This window comes from Mucilaginibacter celer, assembly GCF_003576455.2.
GTDB lineage: Bacteria > Bacteroidota > Bacteroidia > Sphingobacteriales > Sphingobacteriaceae > Mucilaginibacter > Mucilaginibacter celer.
Map to the genome: position 1 here is coordinate 487,674 of NZ_CP032869.1, position 25,585 is coordinate 513,258.

At 44.2% G+C, this 25,585-nt stretch carries 22 protein-coding genes; 15 read left to right on the forward strand and 7 right to left on the reverse strand.

Annotated features, from left to right (window positions below; translation table 11 throughout):
* Positions 1-31 precede the first annotated feature (31 nt).
* The 3 genes from HYN43_RS01990 to HYN43_RS02000 form a co-directional block, all read right to left on the reverse strand.
* Positions 32-1,450 (reverse strand): ATP-binding protein, encoded by a 1,419-nt coding sequence (locus HYN43_RS01990; protein ID WP_119407858.1) that lies wholly within the window; start codon positions 1,448-1,450, stop codon positions 32-34.
* A gap of 180 nt (positions 1,451-1,630) precedes the next feature.
* On the reverse strand, positions 1,631-2,389 hold the full coding sequence (locus tag HYN43_RS01995; protein WP_119407859.1) for a LytR/AlgR family response regulator transcription factor: 759 nt from the start codon (positions 2,387-2,389) through the stop codon (positions 1,631-1,633).
* A complete protein-coding gene (locus HYN43_RS02000) occupies positions 2,386-3,456 on the reverse strand; it encodes a sensor histidine kinase (RefSeq protein WP_119407860.1) in 1,071 nt (356 codons plus the stop codon). Before HYN43_RS02000 ends, HYN43_RS01995 begins: the two co-directional genes overlap by 4 nt.
* Before the next feature lie 284 nt (positions 3,457-3,740).
* On the opposite strand from HYN43_RS02000, the gene HYN43_RS02005 reads away from it, so the two are divergent.
* A complete protein-coding gene (locus tag HYN43_RS02005; protein ID WP_119407861.1) occupies positions 3,741-6,593 on the forward strand; it encodes an outer membrane beta-barrel protein in 2,853 nt (950 codons plus the stop codon).
* A gap of 158 nt (positions 6,594-6,751) precedes the next feature.
* Here the strand turns inward: HYN43_RS02005 and HYN43_RS02010 are convergent, their stop codons facing one another.
* Entirely contained in the window at positions 6,752-8,032 is a 1,281-nt protein-coding gene (locus HYN43_RS02010; RefSeq protein ID WP_119407862.1) for a hypothetical protein, read from the reverse strand.
* Positions 8,033-8,180: 148 nt separating this feature from the next.
* On the opposite strand from HYN43_RS02010, the gene HYN43_RS02015 reads away from it, so the two are divergent.
* The 8 genes from HYN43_RS02015 to HYN43_RS02050 all read left to right on the forward strand — a co-directional run bounded on the left by HYN43_RS02015 (position 8,181) and on the right by HYN43_RS02050 (position 16,507).
* The gene (locus HYN43_RS02015) at positions 8,181-9,053 is read left to right on the forward strand and encodes an AraC family transcriptional regulator (RefSeq protein WP_119407863.1); all 873 of its coding nucleotides are present in this window, start codon (positions 8,181-8,183) and stop codon (positions 9,051-9,053) included.
* 121 nt (positions 9,054-9,174) lie between these two features.
* Positions 9,175-9,507 carry an L-rhamnose mutarotase gene (locus tag HYN43_RS02020; RefSeq protein ID WP_119407864.1) on the forward strand — a complete coding sequence of 111 codons (333 nt, stop codon included), beginning with the start codon at positions 9,175-9,177 and terminating at the stop codon, positions 9,505-9,507.
* A gap of 12 nt (positions 9,508-9,519) precedes the next feature.
* The gene (locus HYN43_RS02025) at positions 9,520-10,872 is read left to right on the forward strand and encodes an alpha-L-fucosidase (RefSeq protein WP_119409219.1); all 1,353 of its coding nucleotides are present in this window, start codon (positions 9,520-9,522) and stop codon (positions 10,870-10,872) included.
* A 46-nt stretch (positions 10,873-10,918) separates the two neighbouring features.
* Positions 10,919-12,580 (forward strand): UxaA family hydrolase, encoded by a 1,662-nt coding sequence (locus HYN43_RS02030; RefSeq protein ID WP_119407865.1) that lies wholly within the window; start codon positions 10,919-10,921, stop codon positions 12,578-12,580.
* Positions 12,581-12,761: 181 nt separating this feature from the next.
* Positions 12,762-13,526, forward strand: a complete 765-nt coding sequence (locus tag HYN43_RS02035) for an SDR family NAD(P)-dependent oxidoreductase (protein ID WP_119407866.1) — start codon at positions 12,762-12,764, stop codon at positions 13,524-13,526.
* Positions 13,527-13,538: 12 nt separating this feature from the next.
* Positions 13,539-14,828 carry an alpha-L-fucosidase gene (locus tag HYN43_RS02040; protein ID WP_119407867.1) on the forward strand — a complete coding sequence of 430 codons (1,290 nt, stop codon included), beginning with the start codon at positions 13,539-13,541 and terminating at the stop codon, positions 14,826-14,828.
* A 10-nt stretch (positions 14,829-14,838) separates the two neighbouring features.
* Positions 14,839-15,690 carry a fumarylacetoacetate hydrolase family protein gene (locus tag HYN43_RS02045; RefSeq protein WP_119407868.1) on the forward strand — a complete coding sequence of 284 codons (852 nt, stop codon included), beginning with the start codon at positions 14,839-14,841 and terminating at the stop codon, positions 15,688-15,690.
* Positions 15,677-16,507 (forward strand): amidohydrolase family protein, encoded by an 831-nt coding sequence (locus HYN43_RS02050; RefSeq protein WP_119407869.1) that lies wholly within the window; start codon positions 15,677-15,679, stop codon positions 16,505-16,507. Before HYN43_RS02045 ends, HYN43_RS02050 begins: the two co-directional genes overlap by 14 nt.
* Before the next feature lie 861 nt (positions 16,508-17,368).
* Here HYN43_RS02050 and HYN43_RS02065 read toward each other — a convergent pair.
* The gene (locus HYN43_RS02065) at positions 17,369-17,866 is read right to left on the reverse strand and encodes a DinB family protein (RefSeq protein ID WP_119407872.1); all 498 of its coding nucleotides are present in this window, start codon (positions 17,864-17,866) and stop codon (positions 17,369-17,371) included.
* A gap of 645 nt (positions 17,867-18,511) precedes the next feature.
* Between HYN43_RS02065 and HYN43_RS02070 the strand changes: the two genes are divergently transcribed.
* From HYN43_RS02070 to HYN43_RS02095, 6 genes are all read left to right on the forward strand, one after another.
* Complete coding sequence (locus HYN43_RS02070; protein WP_119409220.1) at positions 18,512-19,309, forward strand: HipA family kinase; 798 nt, start codon at positions 18,512-18,514, stop codon at positions 19,307-19,309.
* Positions 19,296-19,670, forward strand: a complete 375-nt coding sequence (locus HYN43_RS02075; protein ID WP_119407873.1) for a DUF3037 domain-containing protein — start codon at positions 19,296-19,298, stop codon at positions 19,668-19,670. Before HYN43_RS02070 ends, HYN43_RS02075 begins: the two co-directional genes overlap by 14 nt.
* 70 nt (positions 19,671-19,740) lie before the next feature.
* Positions 19,741-20,109 (forward strand): carboxypeptidase-like regulatory domain-containing protein, encoded by a 369-nt coding sequence (locus HYN43_RS02080; protein ID WP_119407874.1) that lies wholly within the window; start codon positions 19,741-19,743, stop codon positions 20,107-20,109.
* Between the two features lie 2 nt (positions 20,110-20,111).
* The gene (locus HYN43_RS02085; protein ID WP_119407875.1) at positions 20,112-20,924 is read left to right on the forward strand and encodes a peptidase associated/transthyretin-like domain-containing protein; all 813 of its coding nucleotides are present in this window, start codon (positions 20,112-20,114) and stop codon (positions 20,922-20,924) included.
* A 119-nt stretch (positions 20,925-21,043) separates the two neighbouring features.
* Positions 21,044-21,892 carry a ThuA domain-containing protein gene (locus HYN43_RS02090; protein ID WP_205589854.1) on the forward strand — a complete coding sequence of 283 codons (849 nt, stop codon included), beginning with the start codon at positions 21,044-21,046 and terminating at the stop codon, positions 21,890-21,892.
* A 417-nt stretch (positions 21,893-22,309) separates the two neighbouring features.
* Positions 22,310-23,161, forward strand: a complete 852-nt coding sequence (locus HYN43_RS02095) for an alpha/beta fold hydrolase (protein WP_119407876.1) — start codon at positions 22,310-22,312, stop codon at positions 23,159-23,161.
* On the opposite strand, the gene HYN43_RS02100 is transcribed toward HYN43_RS02095, so the two are convergent.
* The gene (locus HYN43_RS02100) at positions 23,162-23,944 is read right to left on the reverse strand and encodes a polysaccharide deacetylase family protein (protein WP_119407877.1); all 783 of its coding nucleotides are present in this window, start codon (positions 23,942-23,944) and stop codon (positions 23,162-23,164) included.
* A gap of 250 nt (positions 23,945-24,194) precedes the next feature.
* Complete coding sequence (locus tag HYN43_RS02105; protein ID WP_119407878.1) at positions 24,195-25,583, reverse strand: FGGY-family carbohydrate kinase; 1,389 nt, start codon at positions 25,581-25,583, stop codon at positions 24,195-24,197.
* Positions 25,584-25,585 lie beyond the last annotated feature (2 nt).

The following is a 25,585-nucleotide window of genomic DNA, read 5'->3' on the forward strand; positions in this document are numbered from 1 at the left end:
TAACTAATATTTTTGGTAAAATGGTAGTTTGCTATCCGTTTATCGGAAAACAAACTATAAACTCGGTATGCCCGGGCCTTGATTTTACCTTAATCGATCCGCGGTGCTGCTTAACAATGCGATGCACCACTTCCAGGCCCATACCGGTACCTTTGCCCATCTCTTTGGTTGTAAAAAAAGGATCAAAAATCTGGCCTACGTTTTCTTCGGGAATACCTGGCCCATCATCAATAATCGTAACCTCAACAAAATCATTGTCCTTTTTGGTGCGGATGGTGAGTGTGCCTTTCTCGTTGATTTCCATAGCATCAAGTGCGTTATCAACCAAATTGGTCCACACCTGGTTCAGTTCGCCTATGAGGGCTTTAACTTCGGGCAGGGTTTCATCAAATTCCTCAACAACGGTAATGTTTTCCTTCCTGATTTTGTAGCCCAGCATGGTGATGGTGTTGCGGATACCGATGTGGATATCGGCGTATTGCTTATCCTGCGCCCTATCCATGTGGGTAAATGTTTTTACCGAGCTCACCAGTTCGGCAATGCGGCGGGCCGATTCCTGGATATCTTCAATCATTTTTTCGCCGGCAAGTTTGGCACTCAGCCAACCCATAATAATAGGTACGGCGTGCGGCGGGATGTATCGTTTTAAGGCCTCGAGATTTTCGGGGGTAAAGCTGAAATCAACAAAGCTTTCGGCTATTTCATAAGCATCCTCGGCACCGTTTTCTTCCAGCCACTCGGTTATTTCATCTTCAAGCTGGGTGCGTTGTTTAAGCGTTAGGCGGGTATAACATTCCTTTTTGTTCAGGATCCTGAAAAGCTCGTCGGTAAGCCCGTCAACCTGCTCATCGCTGGCCCTGATGGCAAACATATTTTTGAGGTGAGCAGGCACCATGCGCAGGTGTTTGCGCAGCGACAACGAATCGCGCACAATGGCCGAGGCTGGGTTGTTCAGCTCATGCGCCAAACCGGCCGAAAGCTTACCCAGTGCCATCATTTTATCGTTTTGTTGCTGCATGGCCGTAAAATCGCGCACGCGGGTAGTCATGATATGTACCAGGGCCTGGGTAAGTTCGAAATGGTTTTTAATCATTTCCATAATATCCTCTACTGGGTAGCTCAATACGGTGAGTTCACCCACGGCCTGCGCATAACCTCGGGCTGTCACTCCGCGCGAATAGGGCATATAACCTGTAATGCTTCCTTTTTCAACCGCCACATAATCTCGGCGTGAGCCCTGTTGCAGCATAAAGAAGCGCATATTGCCTTCCAATATAAAATGCGGGCCTGTAAGGGTTTCGCCGGGTTCCATCAGGTATTCGCCATCTTCAAATGTCAAAACCTCACTTTTGTCAATCAGCCATTGCAGCTGATCATCGGGCACACCCGCCAAACCTTCAAACGTTTTGAGGTCTGCTACCTCAACCTGTATTTCACTTACCTTTTGCATAATTTAAAAGTAGTGAATATTATTTAATCGGATAAAAATGAGACAAAAAATTGCAATAGGGTGAGACCGTGACCGTTGATAGGAGAATGATTATGTTGATTGCGTTGATTTTGTCTGAACCTGGATTTGGGGGGATTTTTGGGATGTTCTTTTTTTGTCTGAACTCGAATAAATCAACGGTCACGCCCACTTGCTCAAAAACACTCCAAAAGCTTCCTTATACTGATCGCCAACGGTGATGTTTACTTTGCCAATTTGCAGGGCATTACGGGTTATGGAGTTTATTTTATTGAGGGATACGATGAACGAGCGATGCACACGCATAAAACGTTTGGCAGGCAGTTTTTCTTCAAGAGCTTTCAGGCTGCTGAGTGAAAGCAGCGGCTTTTCTTTATCCTGCAGATAGATCTTCACATAATCTTTTAAACCTTCTATGTACAGGATATCATTAAGAGCGATGCGTACCAGTTGGTATTCGATCTTTAAAAAAAGATATTCTTCCTCTTCGGATTGCGGGGCTGCAGCCGGAACTGTTGCTGTGTTTGTTGCGTTTTGCGATCGGTTTACCAACTCAAAATAACTTAGCGCCTTATTTGATGCATGCAAAAACTCTTCGTAGTTAAACGGCTTAAGCAGGTAATCAAGTGCATCAACCCGGTAGCCCTCAATGGCAAACTGGTTGTAGGCAGTGGTGAAAATAATGCGGGGTTTATTGGGGCCGCGACTATCTAAAACCCTGGCCAGTTCCATTCCGTTAAGGTTGGGCATCTGGATGTCGAGAAAAATAAGGTCGATTTTTTGATCCTGCAAACCTACCAGTGCTTCAACCGCGCTGCTATATCGGCCGGCCAGTTTTAAAAACGGCGTTTGTTCAATAAAAGCGCAAACAAGGCCAAGGGCCAGTGGTTCATCATCAACGGCTATGCAGTTCAGGATCATTGCGGGTTAAGGATTAAATGAACGGTGTAGGTATTTTGGTCGGTATCTTCCTTAATATCCAGCTTGTATTTGCCAGGATAAAGTAAATCAAGCCTGCGGATGGTGTTGGTAAGGCCGATACCTTTATTTTCTTCAATACTGGCATTTGCATCTTTGTAAATACCGTTCCTTACCAAAAGCTCGAGCTGATCGTCGTGCTGATCAATGCTGATCAGGATAGTGCTCGGCAAAGTTGCACTGATGCCATGCTTGAAAGCATTTTCAACAAAAGGCAAAAACAACATAGGAGCAAGGGTCACATCGTTAAGCTGTGCAGGCGGAGTAAATGATACCGTAACTTTTTCGGTAAGCCGCAATTCCATCAGGCTGATATAATCTTTTATAAATGCAACTTCCTGGCTTAACAGCGCGGTACCGTGTTGGGTATCGTACAACACGTATCTCATCATGCGCGATAACTGGTGCAGCGCTTTGCGCGATGTTTCGGCATTGACATAAGTGAGCGAGTAAATGTTGTTAAGCGTATTGAAAAAGAAATGCGGATTGATCTGCGCTTTGAGAAATGAAAGCTCCGAACTGATCTTTTCCTGCTCTAATGCCGCACGCAGCCTGATATCGGCCTGCCATTTTTGAATAGCCGTAATGCTGGTGCCTATGCCCAAAACCAGGGCGATGATGATGGTGCCAAAAATATCCCAGCCACCTCGTCCCCTTGGTTTTGGGGGGCCGTGCTTTTTGTGAAATATGGCCTCCATGTGCTCGTGCATGTTGAGCACTTTATCGGCCCATTGATTTAGCAATAAAAAAATAGCCACCACGGCTACTACGGTAACAAGATATACGCCCGTACGGTCGTGCAGTAAAAAGCGCGGAACAAGCAACCGGTTGTTAAAATAATAACCGGCAACAAGCAGGAAAAAAGTAATGGTTTGTTTAACCCAAAACTGGTAGGGGAAATCAACATTCCAGGTGAGGGGCTGGTAAAAAAACAGCAGTAACCCAAAAACCACCCATATTAAAATATGGATAAGTACGGTAATGGTATTACTTTTTGATTTGAGGCTCATTTAAAGAGGTTTATAATGCTACGCCGAAACATAAATCTACACATATAATTCAGCAATATTACAAATTGCGCTTCCCTGCCGGCAACCATAATCGCCGGGGAGCCCGAAAATACCGACGAGCAGGCTAAAACTATCTCTAAATATAACAATAGGTTGTATAAAGGTGCCTAACCATCTTTTATAGAGTAAAACAGGTAAACCGTCGATACAATAGGCACACCGGTCTATTCTGTTTTTTACAGCCAAATTAATACTATTGTTTTGCGGTTGTAAACAAATCCTAAATGAAATTTTTATTTACCATATTAAGCCTTATCCTTTTTATTGCTCTGAAAACTAATGCCCAAACAGGCAGGCTGGTTAAAGGTGTTGTAAAAGACAGCACCGGTTATTTGCTGGCGGGTACAAACGTAAAAATGCTTACAGGTACCGATAGCACTACAGTGATAACCAACGCAGATGGGAGCTTCGCTTTTAATAATGTAAAGGTTAACCAGTTTAGTTTGGTGTTTACATCAATTGGTTATCAGGCCCTTAAACGCCGGTTTATTTTACAGGTAGATAATAAGCCGGCTATATTGCCTGCGGTAATCATGAAAACGGAAACCCGCATGCTGAACACGGTAGTTATTGCCGATGTTAATCCGGTTAAGATGAAGGAGGATACTGTTGAATTTAATGCTGATGCTTATAAAGTTAGGGATGGAGCGCCGGTAGAAGATGTGATTAGAAAACTACCCGGTATGGATGTGGATAAAGATGGTAATATTACCGCGCAGGGCAAAAGCGTGACCAAGGTGCGTGTAAACGGTAAGGACTTTTTTGGAGGCGACGTTAAAACGGCAACCAAAAACCTTCCGGCCGAAATTATTCAAAGCATCCAGGTAATTGACGATTATGGAGATCAGGCCAACATAACCGGCATCAAAACCGGGGAGCCGGAAAAGGTATTGAACATCAATATCAAACAAAGCAAAAACTACGGTTATTTTGGCCAGGCCAGCTTAGGCGGCGGACGCGATGCTATACCCGGCATCTCAAACGATAAGGAAAGCGATAGGTATGTGGCATCGGCCAGTGTGTTCAGCTTTAATGGCAACAGGCAACTGGCTTTTTTGGGTAATCTTAACAACACCAATACCAACCTGTTTAGCTTTGGCGGCGGCGGCCCCAGAGGTGGTGGCCCGGGGGGCCCTCCGGGCGGCAATAACAATTCATCAAACGGTATTACTACTGCGCGGTCGTTCGGGTTTAATTATCGCGACAGCTGGGGCAAAAAGGTTACGGCTTATGGCAGCTACAGCTATGCCAACAATTCGGTAAATACCATCAGCAGCACTATTCAAAATAACCTTTCCAACACCAATCCAAGCACTAATACGCAAAGCAATAATCAGCAGGATGACAAGCTGAATCACCGGGTTAATTTCAATATCGAGTACAAACCCGATACGGTGAATTATGTAAAGATTACGCCTACATTTGCTTACGCCAGCACCAATACCAATGCAGACGGAAGCAGCCTGTTAATCAGGAATGCACAAACTGTATCTAACTATACATTTTCAACACTAAGCAAATCAACCGAGCCTAATTACGGAGCCAATGTGCTGTTTAACCACAAGTTTAATACCCATGGCCGTAACTTCAGCGTAAGTGCGGGAGCGGGTAGCTATAGTATCAATAAATACCAAAATCCGGTTTATACCTATATAGATGGTGCAAGGAATGCCCCGCTAAACCAGTTTATCAACACCGATAGCCGCACCGATAGCGTGGGTACCACCATATCATACATGGAACCTGTTAGCAAAAAAGGCTACCTTGAAGCCAGTTATGCTTATCATTATGCTTACACTACGGCCGATAAAGTTACCGATACGCTGGCCGGCGACGGTACCAGGAACAATTATGATTTGCTGAGCAATAACTACAACTCAACTTTTATAACCCACCGTTTCGGACTTAACTATCGATTTATCGATAAAAAATATAACTATGTTTTAGGCCTTGTTGCACAGCCTACCATTTTAAATGGTGCATCGGTAATGGCGGGGCAGCCTTTTAAAACCAACAATAACACGTTTAACTGGGCACCTACAGCCAGGTTTATTTATAATTTTTCCAGAAACCAGTCGCTTAGTGTAAACTACAACGGCAGCAGCATGCAACCAACTTATACCGAACTGCAGCCCGTTACAGATTTCAGCAATGCTTCGTACCCTGTTCAAGGTAATCCCGATCTAAAACCCGAGTTTAACAACACCCTGGCCATCAGGTACAACAAGTTTAATTTTGAAAGCGGAAACGTTTTTTTCAGTAACCTGTCGTTCACCAAAACCGATAACAGAATTGTAGCCAATACCATTACATACCCGCGTAATTACGCACCCAACACCAAACTGGCCGGCAGTATCCTTACTCAATATTTAAATGCCGACGGATACTACTCGGCACAAGGTTTTTATGTGTTTGCAAAGCCCTGGGAAAAAAGAAAATATAATTTATTCATGATCGGTAACATTTTGTACAACAACAACGTCTCTTATATCAGCAACGTTGATTCTGTTACCTATAACATGACTACCGAGAAAAACATAGCCAAAAACCTGGTGCTATCACAAGGCGCGCGCTTTAGGGTAAGCATTACCGATGTTATTGATGCCGAAGCCAGCACAACCTACAGTGTTAATACATCAAGAAATTCTATTAAACAGGCCAACGTTAACAATAATTTCCGGTCGCTTAACCTGGGTATTAACGGCAAAAGCTACTTTTTTAAAGACTGGACGCTAAGCTACGATTATTCGAAAATGATTTACTATGGTTACACAGGCGCAACCAATCCCAATATTTTGAACACTTATATTGAGCGTCGTTTTTTAAAGGGCAATGCGGGTACGCTTCGTTTTTCGGTAATGGATGTGTTTAACGAAAATACAGGCTACACAACAATTCAAAACGGAAGTTATGTTACACAAACCAACAGTAACCGTTTAGGGCGCTATTTCTTGTTATCATTTACATTAAAGCTTCAAAAGTTTGCAGGTAAAAGGCCCGCAATGGGGCCGGGTGGCATGGGCGGCCCTCCTCCGGGCGGTGGTCCGGGTGGCCCTCCTCCGGGCGGCGGCTTTTAAACAATATTTAAAACCTTTCCATCCCTGAGAAAGATGGTGGGCTCAGATCCTGTACATGGTGATCTGAGATTTAGTTGATCAGTTATCCATGAGATAACAAAAGGCGTTCCGGGGTGAGATACGGAACGCCTTATTTTGTTTAACAACGTTTTTTATTTTTAGAAATGGTAGTTAACACCTGCTTTAAAGCTGCTCAGATTAAGGGAGTAATTGGCCGTGTTTGTTGCTGCTATGTTTGTAATGGAAACAGGCAGGCTATATGCCAGTGCTACTTCAATGTTCTTGTTAAGTAATACCCCAGCTTTAATAGGGTACGAAAGCCATCTTGTATCCAGTACCAAAATGTTAGTGCGTACCGATGTTGGGTCGGCATTGTTGGTAATATTGTTGCCGCCGTAGCTGGTTAAGTTTAACATCAGCCCAATACCAGCATAAGCTTTAACATTTGCAGTATTATAAAAGTAGTATAGCACCTGCGGGGCAATGCCTATTTCATGTTGTTTTAGCCTGTATGTAGCCTTGGGTTTATCAGGTTGATTAAAATACACATCAACTATGGTGTTATATGAACTCGAGGTGTAAAGCACTTCAGTCCTGAAAATAAACCGGCCAATGTCTTTATTAGTATAAAAATTAACACCCGCTATAAATACCGGTGCAAAAGAAGTTTTATTGGGCACATCGTTATAAAAAACAGCAGCACCCGTAAATTTGTAGGTACTCGCGTCAACACCGGCACCAACAAAAAAGTCCATACCTGCGTGCGAGCCGTAACTGTCGTTATCAACCGTTTGGTTATTTATAAGCTGAGATATGCTTTTCAAATCGCCAGGTTTATATTCGGCTTTTTCAATTAGTACCCCCAATTTGCTTGACGATGGATTGTATTTAGTAGCCAGGCTATATAGTTGAGGCACGTATTGATTTTCAGATCGCGTATTAGTCCCGTTGACACCCGCCGCTTCGCCGGTGCGGTAAATCCGATATATCAGTTCAACTGTGGTACCGGCCTGGTTATCTGCTATAAAATATCGCGTTTTAATATCATCGCTGTATGAAAACAATGAAACCTTATCGCCTTTTTGTTGCAGGCGTAAAAAAACAGTAGCCTGTTTAGTGCTGGTATCCTTACCTGTTGACAGCTTGTTTATATCAGTTTCATCCATGCTAATGGCGCCGCTGTAGCGTTGAAATGCAACCGAACCGGTTACTTCAAAATAACTGATATTATCAACGGTATAGCTTTTTGTATCAGTAGCTGAAGCCGATGTTTTAAAAGATATACTTGTAGGGTTATTGTCCCAATCGCGCTCGTCAATAAAGCCCTGTACTGTTTGCCCGCCGGTGGTAATTACATAACCCGGTTTGAAATGACTTTGTGCAAAACTAAAAAAAGGTAATAATACAAAAAGAAGGAATAATTGATAGTAACGATTCATAACTGTGATTGGTTTGAGTTTAATCAGCACAATATAAAACTAATTAAATCATACCTGAAATAAGTATACCCATTTTTTTAGTGTTATTAATTAAGCTTTTTTTACACTTAATATCTATATTTAGCGTTTTAATGGTAAATATAACTGAATGAAGCCGCTTTTACTCAAAGTATCTGCCGATCCCGCACATTCTTTCAGCGTGCGGCATGATGTACAGCCCGATATAAATAACCGCTGGCATTGCCACCCGGAACTGGAGCTTATTTATTTTAAAAAGGGAGGCGGAACACAGTTTATTGGCGACAGCATTAAACAATTTGAGGCAGGCGATATGGTGTTGGTAGGATCAAACCTGCCCCACTATTGGCGGTTTGACGATGTTTATTTTGGTGATGGGGGAGAAGTGCAACCTACAGACACTATCGTAGTGCATTTTAACGAAAATTTTTGGGGTGAACAGTTTTTACAATTGCCCGAAAATAAGCTGATTAAAGTGCTGCTCGAGCGTTCAAAACGTGGGCTGCAAATTACCGGAAAAACCAAGGAATCTCTGGCCGGAATTCTTACCTCCATGCTTAATACCGATGGTGCCGAGCGGATTATCATGTTGCTCAGAGCACTGAACACACTGGCTGGTGCATCACTTCATTACTTAACTTCAATTGGTTTTAAGTATGATCATAACGAATTGGAAAGTGACAGACTCAATAATATTTATGAGTACTCGATGCGCAACTTCCGCAAAAAAATTTACCTCGAAGAGATTGCTGACGTAGCCGGCGTAAGCGCCAACTCATTTTGCAGATACTTTAAATCAAAAACCCGTAAAACTTACTCGCAGTTTGTTATTGAAATAAAGGTTGGCTATGCATGTAAACTGTTGATTGAAAATAAACTGAATATTAAGCAATTGTGTTATGATAGCGGCTTTAATAACTTCTCCACTTTTCATAAACATTTTAAGCAGGTAACGGGCAAAAGCCCGCTGACGTATCAGAAAGAGTTTACTAAAAAGAACTGATCGTTCTTATCAACGGTACTATGCCAAAAAAGCTGAACGTTTTGGCCAATTTTCGATAATTATTTACCCTTAAACCTTATTTCTTTGTAATACCGATATAAACTTTTTTGAGAGCTATTCTATGAGCCAACGATACTGTTTAACCCTCGACCTGAAAGACGATGCGGCCCTGATTGCCGAATACGAAAAGTATCACGAAAGCATCTGGCCCGAAATTCACGAAAGTATCACCGCCAAGGGAATTACCAATATGGAGATTTACCGTTTCGATACCCGCATGTTCATGATTATGGAGGTTAACGATAATTTTAGCTTTGATGAGGCCGCTGCTATGGATGCCGCAAATCCTAAAGTTAAGGAGTGGGAAGATTTAATGTGGAGCTACCAATCGCCGGTAAAAAATGCGCCTGAGGGTGTAAAATGGGTTTTGATGGATAAAGTTTTTACATTATAAACAGGGATGGGTATGTTAAAAAAAATACAATTGCTTGCTGTGTGTTTTTCGCTGATCTGCTCATCAGTATCAGCGCAAAAAATGATAGGCACCGAAACCGATGCCCAAAAAGAAAAACGCATGGAATGGTGGAAGGACGATCGCTTTGGCATGTTTATTCACTGGGGCCTGTACGCGCAGGCTGCCCGCCACGAATGGGTTAAAAACCATGAACACATCACAAACGATGTGTATCAAAAATATTTCGACCAGTTTAATCCCGACCAGTTCGAGCCGCAGAAATGGGCTAAAGAGGCAAAAGCAGCAGGCATGAAATACGCTGTGCTTACCACTAAGCACCACGAGGGTTTTTGCCTGTTTGATTCAAAATATACCGATTATAAAGCGCCTAATACCAAAGCCAAACGCGATTTGGTACGCGAGTATGTGAACGCTTTCCGCGCTCAGGGCTTAAAAGTGGGTTTTTACTATTCGCTGTTAGACTGGCACCACCCGGATTACCTGGTTGATGCTTATCATCCGCAGGCACCTGCCGATAAAAGTGATGCCAGCTACGCCAAACTGAATAAAGGCCGCGATATGGCCAAATACCGCCAGTACATGCGTAACCAGATCACCGAGTTGTTAACCAACTATGGTAAGATCGATATTCTTTGGCTCGATTTTTCATTCCCGAATAAAAACGGCCACGGCAAAACCAAGGACGATTGGGGTGCCGTTGAACTGGTAAAACTGATCAGGAAACTACAGCCGGGCATTATAATCGATAACCGCCTGAACCTGGAAGAATATAAAGACGGTGCCGACTTTGAAACGCCCGAACAGGTAAGCACCGAAGAACTGGCCAAATACCGCGGCAAAACCTGGGAAACCTGCCAAACGTTTTCAGGCTCATGGGGATATTATCGTGATGAAAACACCTGGAAAACCCACCGCCAGCTGCTCGATCTCTTAATTACCTCAACAAGCAATGGAGGTAACCTGATCCTGAACGTTGGTCCTACTGCCCGCGGCGAGTTTGATTACCGCGCTAACAGGGCTTTGGATAGTTTGGCGTACTGGATGCATGCCAATGGCAAAGCTATATACAATTGCACTTTTGCTCCTGATACCTATAAAGTACCTGAAGGAACCAAGCTTACTTATAACAAAGCTGCCGGTAAACTGTATGTGCAACTGTTCAATTATCCGCAAGGTAAACTGGTGTTGCCCGGGTACAAAGGCAAAATTAAATACGCCCAGTTTTTGAACGATAGTTCAGAATTGTTATATAAAGAAGCTAATGGTAACGATTTGGAATTGACATTGCCGGCACAAAAACCGCCATACGAAATTCCGGTAATTGAACTCACGCTTCAGCAATAAGCCAAAAAATATTGTCCCTGCAAAAAAGGACCGATCATAAAAACTAATGTCAACACAAAAACAAACATATTTAAGGATCCATCCGCATGATAACGTACTGGTGGCCCTGCAAGATCTGGAGCAGGGAACAGTTATCACGTTTGAGGGACAAACATTCCCACTGGTAAACAAAGTGGCAGCCAAGCACAAATTTGCCATCAATGAACTGCCGGTAGATAAGGAAATTCACATGTACGGCGTACTGGTAGGCAAAGCATCTTCGTTTATTCCGCAAGGTGGCTTGCTCACTACCGAAAACGTATACCATGCCGCCGATGGTTTTCGCCTTGGCGAACGCAAGCTCGACTGGCACAAACCCGATACCAATAGCTTTGAAGGCAAAACCTTTATGGGCTACCACCGCGAAGATGGTTCGGTAGGTACTGCTAATTACTGGGTAGTTGTTCCGCTTGTTTTTTGCGAGAACAGAAACATCAACGTACTAAAAGAAGCCTTGGTTGATAAACTGGGCTATAAAAAAGCCAAAAGCTACGAAGGTGATGTGGAACAACTGATGGAGCTTTACCAGGCCGGGAAATCGGTGGAGGAAATTCTGAACGCGGATATCAATTCATCCGAAGAAAAACCAAATTCAAAACGCCTGTTCAAAAATATCGACGGTATCAAATTTCTGAATCATAGCCTGGGTTGCGGCGGTACGCGCGAAGATTCGGACGCACTTTGCGGATTGATTGCCGGATACATTACGCATCCTAACGTGGCAGGTGCAACTGTATTGAGTTTAGGCTGCCAGCACGCACAGGTAAGTATTTTACAAGCCGAGATTGCTAAACGTGATGCCAACTTCAATAAACCACTGGTGATATTGGAGCAGCAAAAAGTAGGTACAGAAAGCGAATTGTTAAAACAAGCTTTGAAGCAAACCTTTGCCGGTTTGGTAAAAGCAAATGAAACCAGTCGCCAGCCTGCACCACTTTCAAAACTTTGTATTGGGCTGGAATGCGGTGGCTCAGATGGCTTTTCGGGCATCTCGGCCAATCCTGCCCTGGGTTATGTATCCGATTTACTGGTTACCATGGGCGGCTCGGTGATCCTGGCCGAGTTTCCGGAACTATGCGGTGTAGAACAGGAACTAAGCGACCGTTGCGTTGACGTTGATACCGCCAACCGCTTTATGAACCTCATGACAACCTATAATGCCCGTGCCGAGGCCGATGGCTCCGGTTTTTACGCTAACCCATCTCCGGGCAATATCCGCGATGGTTTAATTACCGATGCCATTAAATCGGCCGGGGCGGCAAAAAAAGGAGGTTCATCGCCGGTAACAGCTGTGCTGGATTATCCTGAAAAAGTAACTAAGCCAGGCTTAAATCTATTATGTACCCCTGGCAGCGACGTAGAAAGCACTACCGCAGAGGTGGGCTCCGGCGCTAATATCGTATTGTTTACTACCGGTTTGGGCACGCCAACAGGCAACCCCATCACCCCGGTTATCAAATTATCAACCAATACGGCTATGTTTCAGCGCATGCCAGATATTATAGATATCAACTGCGGAACTATTATTGAAGGTTCTGAAACCATCCAGCAGGCCGGCGAGCGGATCCTGGATTACGTAATACAGGTAGCCAGCGGTGAAGCGGAACCAAAATCGGTTAAGCTGGGGCAGGATGACTTTATTCCGTGGAAGCGAGGGGTATCGCTGTAAAAATTTAAGACTTACGAAGTTTTAAGCTTCGTAAGTCTTGCTATACTAAACTAACTGTCATCCTGAGGAACGAAGGATCTTCTTCGCGAGGACACTCAAGATGGTAGGTCCGGGCGCAAATTGGATAGCACAGAAGATTCTTCGCTGTCGCTCAGAATGACAAACAAACACCAGAATCAAAATGTTCAAACTAACCAATAAATCAGTAATCATAACAGGCGGCGGCAGCGGCATAGGCAAAGCCATGGCCGTATTATTCGCGCAGCAAGGTGCCGAAGTACACATTATCGAATTAAACGACCAGGCAGCGGCCGATACCGTCAGCGAGATAACAGCCGCGGGCGGCAAAGCAACCAGCTACGCGTGTGATGTAAGCAACCAGCAGCAGGTGATAGACACTTTTGCTAAAGTTGGCAAAATAGATATCCTGATTAATAATGCGGGTATAGCCCATATTGGCAAAGCCGATACAACCAGTACCGAAGATTTTGAGCGTGTATTTAACGTAAACGTTAAAGGTGCTTACAACTGCCTTTACGCAGCCATCCCGGCGCTTAAGGCAAATGGCGGTGGTATTATCCTTAACACGGCATCCATTGCGGCCAGCGTGGGCATAACCGATAGATTTGCTTATTCGATGAGCAAAGGCGCTATCCACGCCATGACCCTATCCGTAGCACGCGACTACATCAATGACAATATCCGCTGCAATTGTATTTCGCCGGCCCGGGTGCATACGCCTTTTGTAGATGGCTTTATTGCTAAAAACTACGCGGGCAGGGAAGAAGAGATTTTTGAAAAGCTCTCAAAAAGCCAGCCGATAGGCAGGATGGGTAAACCGGAAGAAGTTGCGGCATTAGCGCTGTACCTTTGCTCGGACGAGGCCGGTTTCATTACCGGTACCGATTATCCTATCGATGGCGGCTTTATCACGCTGAATAATTAAACCCGATTTGATATGATCAAAAAGCTATTATTAATGGGTATGCTGCTTGGTGTCGTGCGCGCCGGCGCTCAGACCTACACGCCAACGGCCGATAACCTTGCCGCAAGGCAGAACTTCCAGGATCTGAAATTCGGTCTGTTTATTCACTGGGGTATTTACAGTGAGCTTGGAGCGGGCGAGTGGGTGATGAACGAGAAGCATATCCCTTATGATAGCTATAAACGCCTGGCCGATTTCTTCAATCCGCAGGCTTTCAACGCGCACGATTGGGTGATGTTTGCCAAAAAAGCAGGCATGAAGTATATCACCATTACTTCGCGCCACCATGATGGCTTCAGCATGTTTGGTACTAAGGCATCACCCTATAATATTGTTGATGCCACGCCGTACCATAAAGACCCCTTGATGGAACTGGCGCAGGAATGCGTTAAAGAAGGCATCGAACTTCATTTTTACTATTCGCTGTTAGATTGGGGCCGCAAAGATTATGCTTATGGCAGCCCTATTGTTGACGGCAAACCCGTAAAAGGTGATTGGGACAGCTACATCAACTTTATGAAGGCCCAGCTTACTGAACTCATTACCAAATATCCGGGTGTTAAAGGCATCTGGTTTGATGGCCATTGGGAGCGCGATGTAAACTGGCATTATGATGAAATTTACGGGTTGATCCATAAATTAAATCCGGCTATCCTAATAGGTAACAACCACCACCTCGAACCCAAAGAAGGCGAAGATTTCCAGATGTTTGAGAAAGATTTGCCAGGTGCCAATACCACCGGTTTCAGCGGCAAGTCAAAAATAGGCACATTGCCTCTCGAAACCTGCGAAACCATCAATAACAGCTGGGGTTTTAACATAACCGACCATAGCTTTAAATCATCAAAACGCATTATCCATTACCTGGTTAACGCAGCAGGTTTAAATGCCAACTTCCTGTTAAATATCGGCCCCATGCCAAACGGCAAAATTCAATCTGAGTTTACCGATACATTGGCCATAGTAGGCGCATGGATACAAAAAAACGGCGAAGCTATTTACGGCACCCGCGGCAGCGGCATCCCGGCGCAACCATGGGGCGTTATCACCCAAAAAGATAAAAACCTTTACGTGCATGTGATGACGCCGCCGCAACAGCCTTACATATTTATCCCCCAGTTAAAAGGCAAGATAACCAAAGCCGCTTTACTGGCCGATGGCAGCGTGGTTAAATTTAAACAACAAACCGAGGGTGTGTTTGTATATTTAAACGGTATAGCAGCCGACCCTAACGATACTATTATTAAGCTTATAACTAACTAAAACATACAAAATGAAATTAATACGCTTTGGCGAGCCAGGAAAAGAAAAACCGGGCGTTATCCTGAACGATAAAAAATACGATGTATCTGCCTTTGGCGAAGACTATACCGAACAGTTTTTTGAAACCGACGGTATTAACCGCCTTGCCGCTTTTGTACAGGATAACCTGCTGCCCGAAGTGGCCGAGGATGTACGCTTAGGCAGCCCGATCACTCGCCCGTCAAAACTGGTTTGCATTGGTTTGAACTATGCCGATCACGCCAAAGAAACCAACGCACCGCTGCCGCCCGAGCCGGTTATCTTCATGAAATCAACCACCGCTATTGTTGGTCCGTTTGATGATATCATGATCCCTAAAAACTCGGTAAAAACCGATTGGGAAGTGGAGCTGGCTGTGGTTATCGGCAAAAAAGCATCGTATGTGGAAGAAGCCGAAGCCATGGATTATGTTGCCGGTTATGTGCTGCACAATGACGTAAGTGAGCGCGAGTTTCAACTGGAGCGTAACGGCACCTGGGATAAAGGTAAAGGCTGCGATACTTTCGCGCCGCTTGGCCCCTTTTTAGCTACTCCGGATGAAATTGCCGATCCGCATAACCTGCGCCTTTGGTTAAAAGTTAACGGCGAAACCATGCAGGATGGTACCACCTCAAACTTCATCTTCAACCTGCCGCACCTTATTTCATACACCAGCCAGTTCATGACTTTGCTGCCGGGTGATATCATCTCGACAGGTACTCCTGCAGGCGTAGGTTTAGGCATGAAGCCGCCTATCTACCTCAAAGCAGGCGACGTGGTTGAGTTAGGCATCGAAGGTCTTGGCGAATCGAAACAAAACGTAATAGCTTATGCTAAAAATTGATGCGCATCAGCATTTCTGGCAATACAACCCGGTAAGAGACAGCTGGATCACCGCAGATATGCAGGTAATAGGTCGGGATTTTTATCCGGAAGACCTGTTACCTGTACTACAGCAATACAGCATAGATGGCTGTATTGCCGTTCAGGCCGATCAATCCGAAAAAGAAACCGAGTTTTTGCTCGATCTGGCTTCCGTAAACCCTTTTATAAAAGGCGTAGTAGGCTGGATTGACCTGAAAGCCGATGATTTGAATGACAGGCTGCATCATTTTAAGAAATATGAAAAGCTTAAGGGCTTCCGCCACATATTGCAATCCGAGCCCGATGAGCAATATATGCTTAATCCGGCTTTTAAAAAAGGCATAGCTGCTTTGGCGGAGTATGGTTATACTTATGATATCCTGATCTTCCCCAATCACCTGCCATACGCAGCACAACTGGTTGCCGAATTTCCGGATCAGAAATTTGTACTCGATCACATAGCCAAACCCTATATCAAAGCCGGTAAAATTGATGGTTGGAAACAGGATATCGAAAAGCTGGCCACCTATCCAAACGTATACTGCAAAGTATCGGCCCTGCTTACCGAAGCAGATTGGAACAATACCCCGGCTGCAGATTTTATCCCTTATATTGATATTGTATTTAACGCTTTCGGTATCAGCCGCGTAATGTTTGGTTCAGATTGGCCGGTTTGTTTACTGGCCGGTGGTTATGAAAAAACGATGGAGGTAATGGGGCTTTATGCGGAAAAATTATCCGTTACCGAAAAGGAATTGTTTTTTGGTGGGAATGCGATAGCGTTTTATAATTTATAAAAGTTTCCACAAACCGGCGGTCATCTCTCCAACAACTCTACTAACCTTAGTAGAAAAGCCGTCATTGCGAGGAACGAAGCAATCGCACGGAGGCAGGGCCGCTCTGTATAGTTCGCGATTGCTTCGTTCCTCGCAATGACGACGTGGTAATACCTATCGTAAAATCGTCTCCTGTCCCCAAAAAAACTCATCCACAAAAAATACTTTTCAACATTTTTCACCCCAAAATCCGCCGCCGCCAACGCCAGTCATCGTCAAAAAACGATACTTCGCCACTGTACTGAAATCAATAAAGTGTACTGTATATTATTTATTTCAAAACCATAACAGGTTTAAACATCAAAGCGGTTAAAAATTCAAATACTTTATTGTAAATCAACTAAATAAGCCTCCCTGTGTAATTTTCACACAATAAATAGCGTCAAATAAATATGTGGCACACAATTAGCTATAAGTGCGCCATGATGGGTATAAATATAACCGTTTAGGGGTAAACCATTTATCGCGTGGTAACGTTATATATGTACCAATCAGACTTAAATTTTTATGTTAGATGTTATGTACACAACCCTATTACAAGTTGTAGCCCTGCTTGCGGTTTTCGTTTTGCCAATGTTAATTTTTGGCAAAAGGATCAGGAGCAAAAAAGTAAAGACCGTAAATTACAAAATAGATACCGACACCTCCGAGGCCCGATATGCTATTAACGAAAATGGTTTCCTGGAAGAAATTAATACAGGTAAACTATCAAAGCACCGTGGATAGTGCTTAACACACAAAAGCCCGGCCCGCTAATGCCTGCCCGGCTTTTGTGTGTTTTAATTGTTCATCAGGTAAAGGTAGGGTGATTTTCTTATCCCATTAAAGCCCCAAATCATCAGCGCTTGGGCCGTAACTTCCCGGAATAGGTACATCCAGCAATCTTAAGTATACGCCCAATTGTGCCCGGTGGTGTACAATCTGGCAATAAGTCATCCTGATTACTTCCAGCTTGGTGCGTTGCGTAAGAATCTGCTCGCCATTGCGCAAAGTCCAGGTCTCATCAAAAGTATTTACATCCGCTTTTTGCAGGTTGGCATAACTATCCGCTAACGAATCTTCAAAAACCTTTAATAATTCGGCAGTATTAGCAATCTTTTTGGGTTGGTAAGGCGAGGTGGCGAAATCCAGTTCGTCGGTATGCAGAGTAAGCGGAACCCAGGTAGGCAGTTCGGCAATATGACTTGATAATTGCTCAATGGTCATGCTTTTGGCGTGGGGTTTCCACTGGTATTTATCGTCAGGAATGCGGCTCAGCATTTTTTCGGTGGTTTGAGCCTCTTGTTCCATCTCTTTAAGCAATGATTTCAAAGTATCCATAATGTTGTGTTTTTGTTTGATGATGTAAAGTAACGGCGGGCTAATGACAGCCCTATGTCAGGAGGAATTGTTGATTGAAAAAAATAATTGCGGGTATGATTTCGGAATTCGGATGTGCGATTTCGGATTTATTTGTCTGAACCATGATTTTTAGGATTAGAGGATTCTCAGGATGCTCATTTGGAGAATAAATTTCTAAATCATCGAAAAGTGTCAGCAGAAAAGTTTCGGGCGAAAATGGGTAAAACAATGGTGGGCGGTGCGGCTGCAGGGGCATAGCTACTTTTTGCAGAAGGGCGAGGCAATCGCGCGTGAAACAGGGCAAAATTTAGCAGCCCGTGGTTTTACCCATTTTGCAGGGAAGGCAAGCGGTGGCCCCGTGGAGCGGCCAGGTGCGGCAAAGAAACCTCTCTGATGACCTGATTTTTTGGTTACTTTTGTATCAAGACAAAAGTAACAGCACCCGCGGCAATTGAGCGGCGAATGATTGTAAGATAACACAAAAGCTCAATTAAGGGAATGGCGTTGCCTGCGGCCCGGGCTTTCCGCTCATACGCCTGCGGGCATTACGCACAAGGCCGGTATCCGCTGCAATCCCTAACGCAAACAGGCGTTAGTAACCTACTTTCGTCGCAACAACAAACTATGAACTACACAGCACCACAGCTTCGCACTGTAAACGTAACCCGTTACGTAACGCCCCTGCGCGAAGGCGGCTCCCTACCCGCTATTGCCGAGGCCGACGACGGCTTTTTATATGTACTCAAATTTCGCGGCGCAGGCCAGGGCGTAAAAGCCCTCATTGCTGAATTAATCGGCGGCGAAATAGCCCGCCTGCTTGGCTTTAAAGTACCCGAACTGGTTTTCGCCAACCTTGATGAAGCCTTCGGCCGCTCCGAAGCCGACGAAGAGATCCAGGACCTGTTAAAATTTAGCGAAGGCCTTAACCTTGCGCTTCACTATTTATCGGGCGCAATCACTTTCGATCCGGCAGTTACCATTGTTGATGCCAAACTGGCCTCGCAGATAGTATGGTTTGATTGCCTGCTCACCAATGTTGATCGTACGGCCCGCAATACCAATATGCTCATCTGGCATAAAGAGCTCTGGATGATTGATAACGGTGCCGCACTATATTTTCATCACTCGTGGCATAACTGGCAGGAAATGGCAACCCGTCCGTTTGCGCAGGTGAAAGACCATGTGCTATTAGCAAGGGCTACCCAACTGGATGCCGTTGATACCGAATTTAAAGCCATACTAACACCCGAAAAGATCCGCGATATTGTAGCGCTGATCCCCGACGAATGGATCACCTACCGCGATTTTGAAGAAACGCCCGACGAAGTGCGCAACATTTACGCCGAATTTATCATAACCCGGCTGGCCGCGTCGGATATATTTGTTACAGCAGCAAAACAAGCCCTATATGCAGGTATTTGAGTACGCCGTAATCCGCGTTGTACCCAGGGTAGAGCGTGAGGAGTTTATCAATATCGGGGTGATATTGTTTTGTGCCAAACAAAAGTTTTTAAAAGTATTGTTCAGTCTTGATAACAAGCGCCTGGCAGGCTTCTGCGGCGACTTGGATCTGGATTGCCTGAAAGATAACGTCAACTCGCTCGAGCGTATCTGCAACGGCGAAAAAGATGCCGGACCGATAGCGCTGCTTGATCAGCCCTCACGTTTCCGTTGGCTTACCGCTACCCGGAGTACGGTGGTGCAGGCATCCAAAGTGCATCCGGGGATGACTGCTGATGCAGAGGCTACGTTGAATAAGTTGTTTGAGCAGATGGTTTTGTGATAAAGCTCGCAAAGACAAAGCATAAGGCACTATGCTTTTCAGATTAAATATTTATTACATTTATGAATAAATGAGTACAACAAATAATAAAACCAAAATCTGGATTAGTATAATCGGTTTACTTGGGGTCATAATTCCTGCAATAATTAAATTTTACCCATGGAAAGATTCTAAAAGTCTTCCTGCTGCCAATAGCACATTGATTGTATCTGGATCAATAGTAGATGAAGCCACTAATAAGAGTATTGAACAAGCAGAAATTTCAGTTGTCGGCCGCAATGAAATCTATTATTCCGAGCACAATGGAAATTTTCGACTTAATATTAAAGATTCAATCAGTAGTGTCAGGATACGAGTTGTAAAAAAGCATTATCACACTTATGACAAATCTTTTGATATTCCCAATAGCAATGTAATAATTCCGTTAACTTCAGAGTAGGAATGAAATACATTGCATTAGTAATGATATTATTTAGTCTGACTTCTAAAGCACAGCAGATATCAATTACAGGACAAATTTATGATAACAAAAAAGAACCTGTTAAATTAGCAACTATTGACATCGTTGGAATAAATGCAAATGGAACATCTGACGATCGCGGAGTCTTTCTGATACTTTTACCTGCATCGTTAAAGCGCGGGGACGTTGTTATCTTAAGAGTTTCAAAGTCAGGCTACCAGACGTATACTAAGCAGGTGTCAGTTTCCTATCTATCTATTCCTATTGAGTTGAATAAACTGAAGAATTCCAAAAAAGAAACAACTCACGCTTCAATAAATCAAGCATCGTTGATTCAAAAAGAAAAGCCCATAGTGCAAATAATAAATCAAAATCAACAAGGTGGAATGGCGGGAGTTTTCAATTTGACAGTTCCTGAAGACAAGGACCTTCCGATTGAAAATAATATTATAGTTAAACAAATCACTCCAACCTTAATTCAATTTTCTCCGATTCAGGGCACCTGGAAAATTCCTTATGTGGAACTGTTAGATAGCGATAATCAAACAATAAATCCAATCTGGTATTGGAATAAATATGGTGGAACAATCTCAATTTCTGTCAGCTATACTTATTGGAATCGAACAATTGGTAATAGGGGGCAGGAAAAATTTGTAAGGATGATAACAAATGGGCCATCAGCTTCCCGAACTGTTCCTTATTTTCTTGAATTTTCTAAAATGCCAAGAGTTATCATTGTTGGTGACCAAAGTGATACTTCCAAGATATATGTCTGGGAAACAACCAAGCAATAATCGTTTTTATTGCTATTGATATATTTACTCTCCCCTACATTACCTCTCATTCCCTCATTTTTCCATCACCCTAAACCCAAATCCCTTAGTTTTATATCCACAATTATAAACACACGGAAATGATGATTAACCGAACCATGATTAACCGGGCCATGCTGTTTACTGCCATCCTTATTATGGCTGTTTTTACGACGATAAACACCAACGCCCAAAGCAAAAAGAAATTTAAAGTAATAGCTTTTTACACGGGCAGGGCCGATCTGGCCCATATCAGCTTTATGCACGAGGCCAATCGCTGGTTTCCCAAAATGGCCGAAAAATATAATTTCACTTACGATAGCACCAACAACTGGGCTAACATGAACCCCGAATTTTTGGCCAAATACCAGGTGGTGGTATTTTTAGATACCCGTGCAGATAACCCTGAACAACGCGCCGCTTTTGAGCAATACATGAAAAACGGTGGTGCCTGGATGGGTTTTCACTTTTCGGCCTTCGCGCTTACGCCGTCGGCTTTTCCACAAAACTGGGATTGGTACCATAACGAGTTTTTGGGCTCGGGACAATATGTAAGTAATACCTGGCACCCAACCCCTGCCATATTACACGTAGAAGACCCTAAACACCCGGTAACCAAAGGCCTGCCTCTCACCTTTAAAACCAACCCTAACGAATGGTACCGTTGGGAACACGACCTGCGCAAAAATCCGGATATCGATATCTTGCTGGCGGTTGATTCTACAAGTTTCCCATTGGGTACCGGTCCGAAGCAGTACGAAATCTGGCATAGCGGTTATTATCCGGTAGCGTGGACAAACAAAAAATATAAAATGGTTTATTTTAATATAGGTCACAACGCTATGGATTACGATGGCGGCACTAACCAAGAACTATCACAAACCTTTGAAAATGATGATGTGGATAAACTAATTATAAACTCCTTGCTGTGGTTGGGCCGGGGTAAATAACTTGACAACTTGAAACTTGCGAAGTTTTTAAAACTTCGCAAGTTTTTCTCCATTTGTACGCGGCTCAACCTCAAAAACCTTTACATCTTCGCGCCTTTGTATGCTTAAAACTCTCAAACTATTCCACAAAAATACGGCGTCTTAGCTCCCTTTGCGTACTTAAAATCTACAGTTATCCACAAAAAAACTTAGCGTCTTCGCGCATTTGCGTGCTCAAAACTCTCAAACTATTCCACAAAAATATTGCGTCTTAGCCACCTTCGGGTACTTAAAATCTACGGTTATCCACAAAAAAACTTTGCACCTTTGCTCAACCCTCTTCCCTAAACTTCGTCTCCTTAAAGTAAATAAAAATACCCATCGGTATATTTCAAACAGGATTGTTTATTTTGCGTGCGCAAACCTCTGCACATACCGATGAAGAAATTCAAAACCATATTTAACCAGGTAAAAGCCCTTGAAGGCGCTGAAACTCCCGAACTGATCAGCCTGTTGTGGCAACTGATCTACTACTCGCCAAAAATGCCGGTACGCCTGCAACAGCAGCAATTGCTTAATGAGGCTAAAGCTTTTACGCTTGAAGTTGATGATCCGCATTTTGCCAAAGCAAACTTAAAGTTCAACGGCTTTATTTGGGGCGAAGGTAACCGCCGGATATTGGTTACCCACGGCTGGGGGTCAAAAGCCGCTGATTTTGCAGAACTCATCACCGCGTTGAAAAACCTGCCGGACACCCAAATAATCGGCTTCGATGCGCCGGGGAATGGTAGTTCGGAGGGAGAATTATCAAACCTGATACTTTTTGCCAAAGCGGCAACTGCCATTATAAAAACTCATGGTGTGCCTGATGTGCTTATAGGGCATTCCTTAGGTGCAATGGCTAATGCCTTAGCTATTAAGGATACAGGTATCGAACCAGAGTTGTTGATCAGCATTACGCCATTAATCAACTTAAAAGAAAACTTTATAGCAACGCTAAACTCGGCAGATGTAAGCCGGGAGGTACAGGCTAAGTTCTTTGCCGATTTTGAGCAGCTTTTTGAAATGCAGGCATCCGATTTTATTATGGATAAAGTATATCCGGCCGGATTGATCAATCGCCACTGGCTGGCCTTTGATCCGGAAGATAAGGTTGCTCCGGTTGGGTTTTTGAAAAGTTTCCTTAACCTCCACCCGGAGATAGAAACAAGGATTTACGAGAACCTCGGGCATGAAAGGATTATCAAAGATGAAACTTTGATAGCGGATATCATCAACTTGATAAGCTAACTACTTAGCTGCCACTACCTCATCCATCGCTTTCATAAAGGTGGTTACCTCAATTTCATCGCGATGCGCTTTTAAATAAGCCAAAAGCTGGCGATGGGCATCGGCCGGGGTAATGAGGTAATCGCCGCCAACGCCGTGAAACATAAACACGCCCATGCCTCCGCTTTGCTGTACCTTTTTCACAAAGGCTATCAGCGCTTCGCCGGTTACGGGATTGCCGGTAACCGCGAATGACGGTACCCTGAGCGGGTCGAGGTTTTTAAAATCGGTAATTACGGCGTCCGGGCCGCCGCCAATGCGGGCGTATTTGGCAAGGCCTGCTTTGCGCAGGGTATCTACGTAGTTTACACCGCCAACCTCTTCTTCGGTACAGGGATAAGCATAAGTGCGGGTGCCTGTTTTACCATCAAGGGCGTAGAGCAGGGTATTCATCTGGTTAATCTCGCGCAGCATCATATACGGTGTATAAGCAGCCGAATTATTGGCGGGATTGGCTTTTACCGTGGTAAGCAGGCAAGGATGGTATAAAGTATGATTAGCCAGTTCGTAACCTTTTTTTGCTGTTTCCCGCCAGCGGGCGATCGATGTTTCCGACATTCCGCCGGTTAAGAAGAAGGTGCCGGTAAGGTGTGCCGAATCAAGCTGGGGGATAGCGATGTTGAGTTGGGAGTTGATGCCGTCATCGTAGGTAAGTACGATGATGGCTTTTTTATGTTTTGACGGCTGGGCGTGGACAGTAAATGCAAAACAGAATGATAATAAAAACAAAGCTATCCGTTTCATAATTGAGGATGTTGGTTGCCCTAAAATAAAAAAAAACGGCTGATAACCGGATTATGTTAATCTAAAAAATGTCATTTCCGATAGAGCAACGGGCGGTAAGTGTACAGGGACGAAAGAGATCTTCTACGCCCTGTAACGCGGCTTTGCATCCGTAAAAGCAGGGCGTAGAAGATTTCTCCTCACACCACCCGCTATGCCCTCCCGCTGTTCGTCGAAATGACAAGCGGGAGATTGGACGGGATGCACTACACTACACCACCTCACTCTGCACCCCCGAATAATATTTTAGCTCGATCAAATCATGCGGCAACGGTTTACTATTCCAATGCTGGTGTATGGCCAAAGCCGTACCCACAGCCGTTGCCTGTGCCATAGAAGCGGCGTAAACTTCAAGGTGTGGAAACGCACAGGCCAACAGGTGCATAAATACGCTGTTTTTACTAAAGCCGCCGTCAACAAAAATACGTTTCACGGTACAACCGTTTAAAACATAATTGGTGGAGATGGTTTGCTGCGCGATGATATCCAGCATCAGTTGATGATAGGCTTCCACATCATTTGTAAATGCACCAAGATCACGCTGTTCAAATGCCGATTTTTGTAGCTCACCATCCTTTTCATTGGCTTTTAAAGCCGGCTGGTTTTGTAGTTTAGCCACAACTGCCGGGTCAAACTGGATGGTACGATACCTGATCTCGTCCTGGTTAAAATGAGCGGCTATGCGTTTTACTTGCTGCTCGTACTCGTAGCCGGTAAACAGGCGCGAGGCTTTTACCGGTTTGCCTTTGTATTGCAGGTAATTGAGGCAATCGTGCTTCAATTCATCTGCCGTTAATGGTGTTTGATTGAACGGATTCAGGCTGATTGACCAGGTACCTGTAGAGATCAGCACAAAAGGCATATTAAAGCTCACCAAATAAGGAATGAGCGCTGCCGAGCTATCGTGCAAGCCGATACCAACTTTATAGCCATTGCCGGGAAACTCGGCAGTAAGTACGCTATCTGCCGGATGCAGGGGTGCCATTTTAAGCAGGATATTTTCCTGTTTCAACCAGTTATGGTAATTGTTTTTGCCGAAATTCCAAAGGGCGGTATGGCAGCCGATGCTGGTTAAATCGCTTACCATTTGCCCGCTAATGAGGTAGCTCATGTATTGCGGTAAATGAAGCGCGTACTTTATCTTTTTAAAAACGTCCGGTTGCTCATATTTAAGCCTGTACAATTGTAAACCCGAATTAAGGTTGCCCAAAACAGGCGACGCGGTTTCTAAAGCAAACCCGGCTTCATCGCCGTAACTGTTATAAAACTGCCTGCCCAGTTCAGGCGGATATGGTTTAAGGTAATTGTACAGCGGCGTGAGCGGCTTGCCGTATTCATCTACATAAACAAAGCTGGCCCCATAAGTCGAGAAATTGATCGCTTTCAGATCAAACTCTTTATGTTTAATGATTTCTCGCAGCGAATCGAACACTGAAAGCCTGAGGCTATCAAGGTTTTCGCAGGTGTCGCCATCCTCGTCGTGGGTTTCCAGGAAACGGGCTGTGCGCTCAAAAACTATCTTATAGTTCTCGTCGAACAGGAAGAGTTTCTTGTTGGTTTTACCCACGTCAAAAACAGCTATAACTGGTATCGGCTCCATAG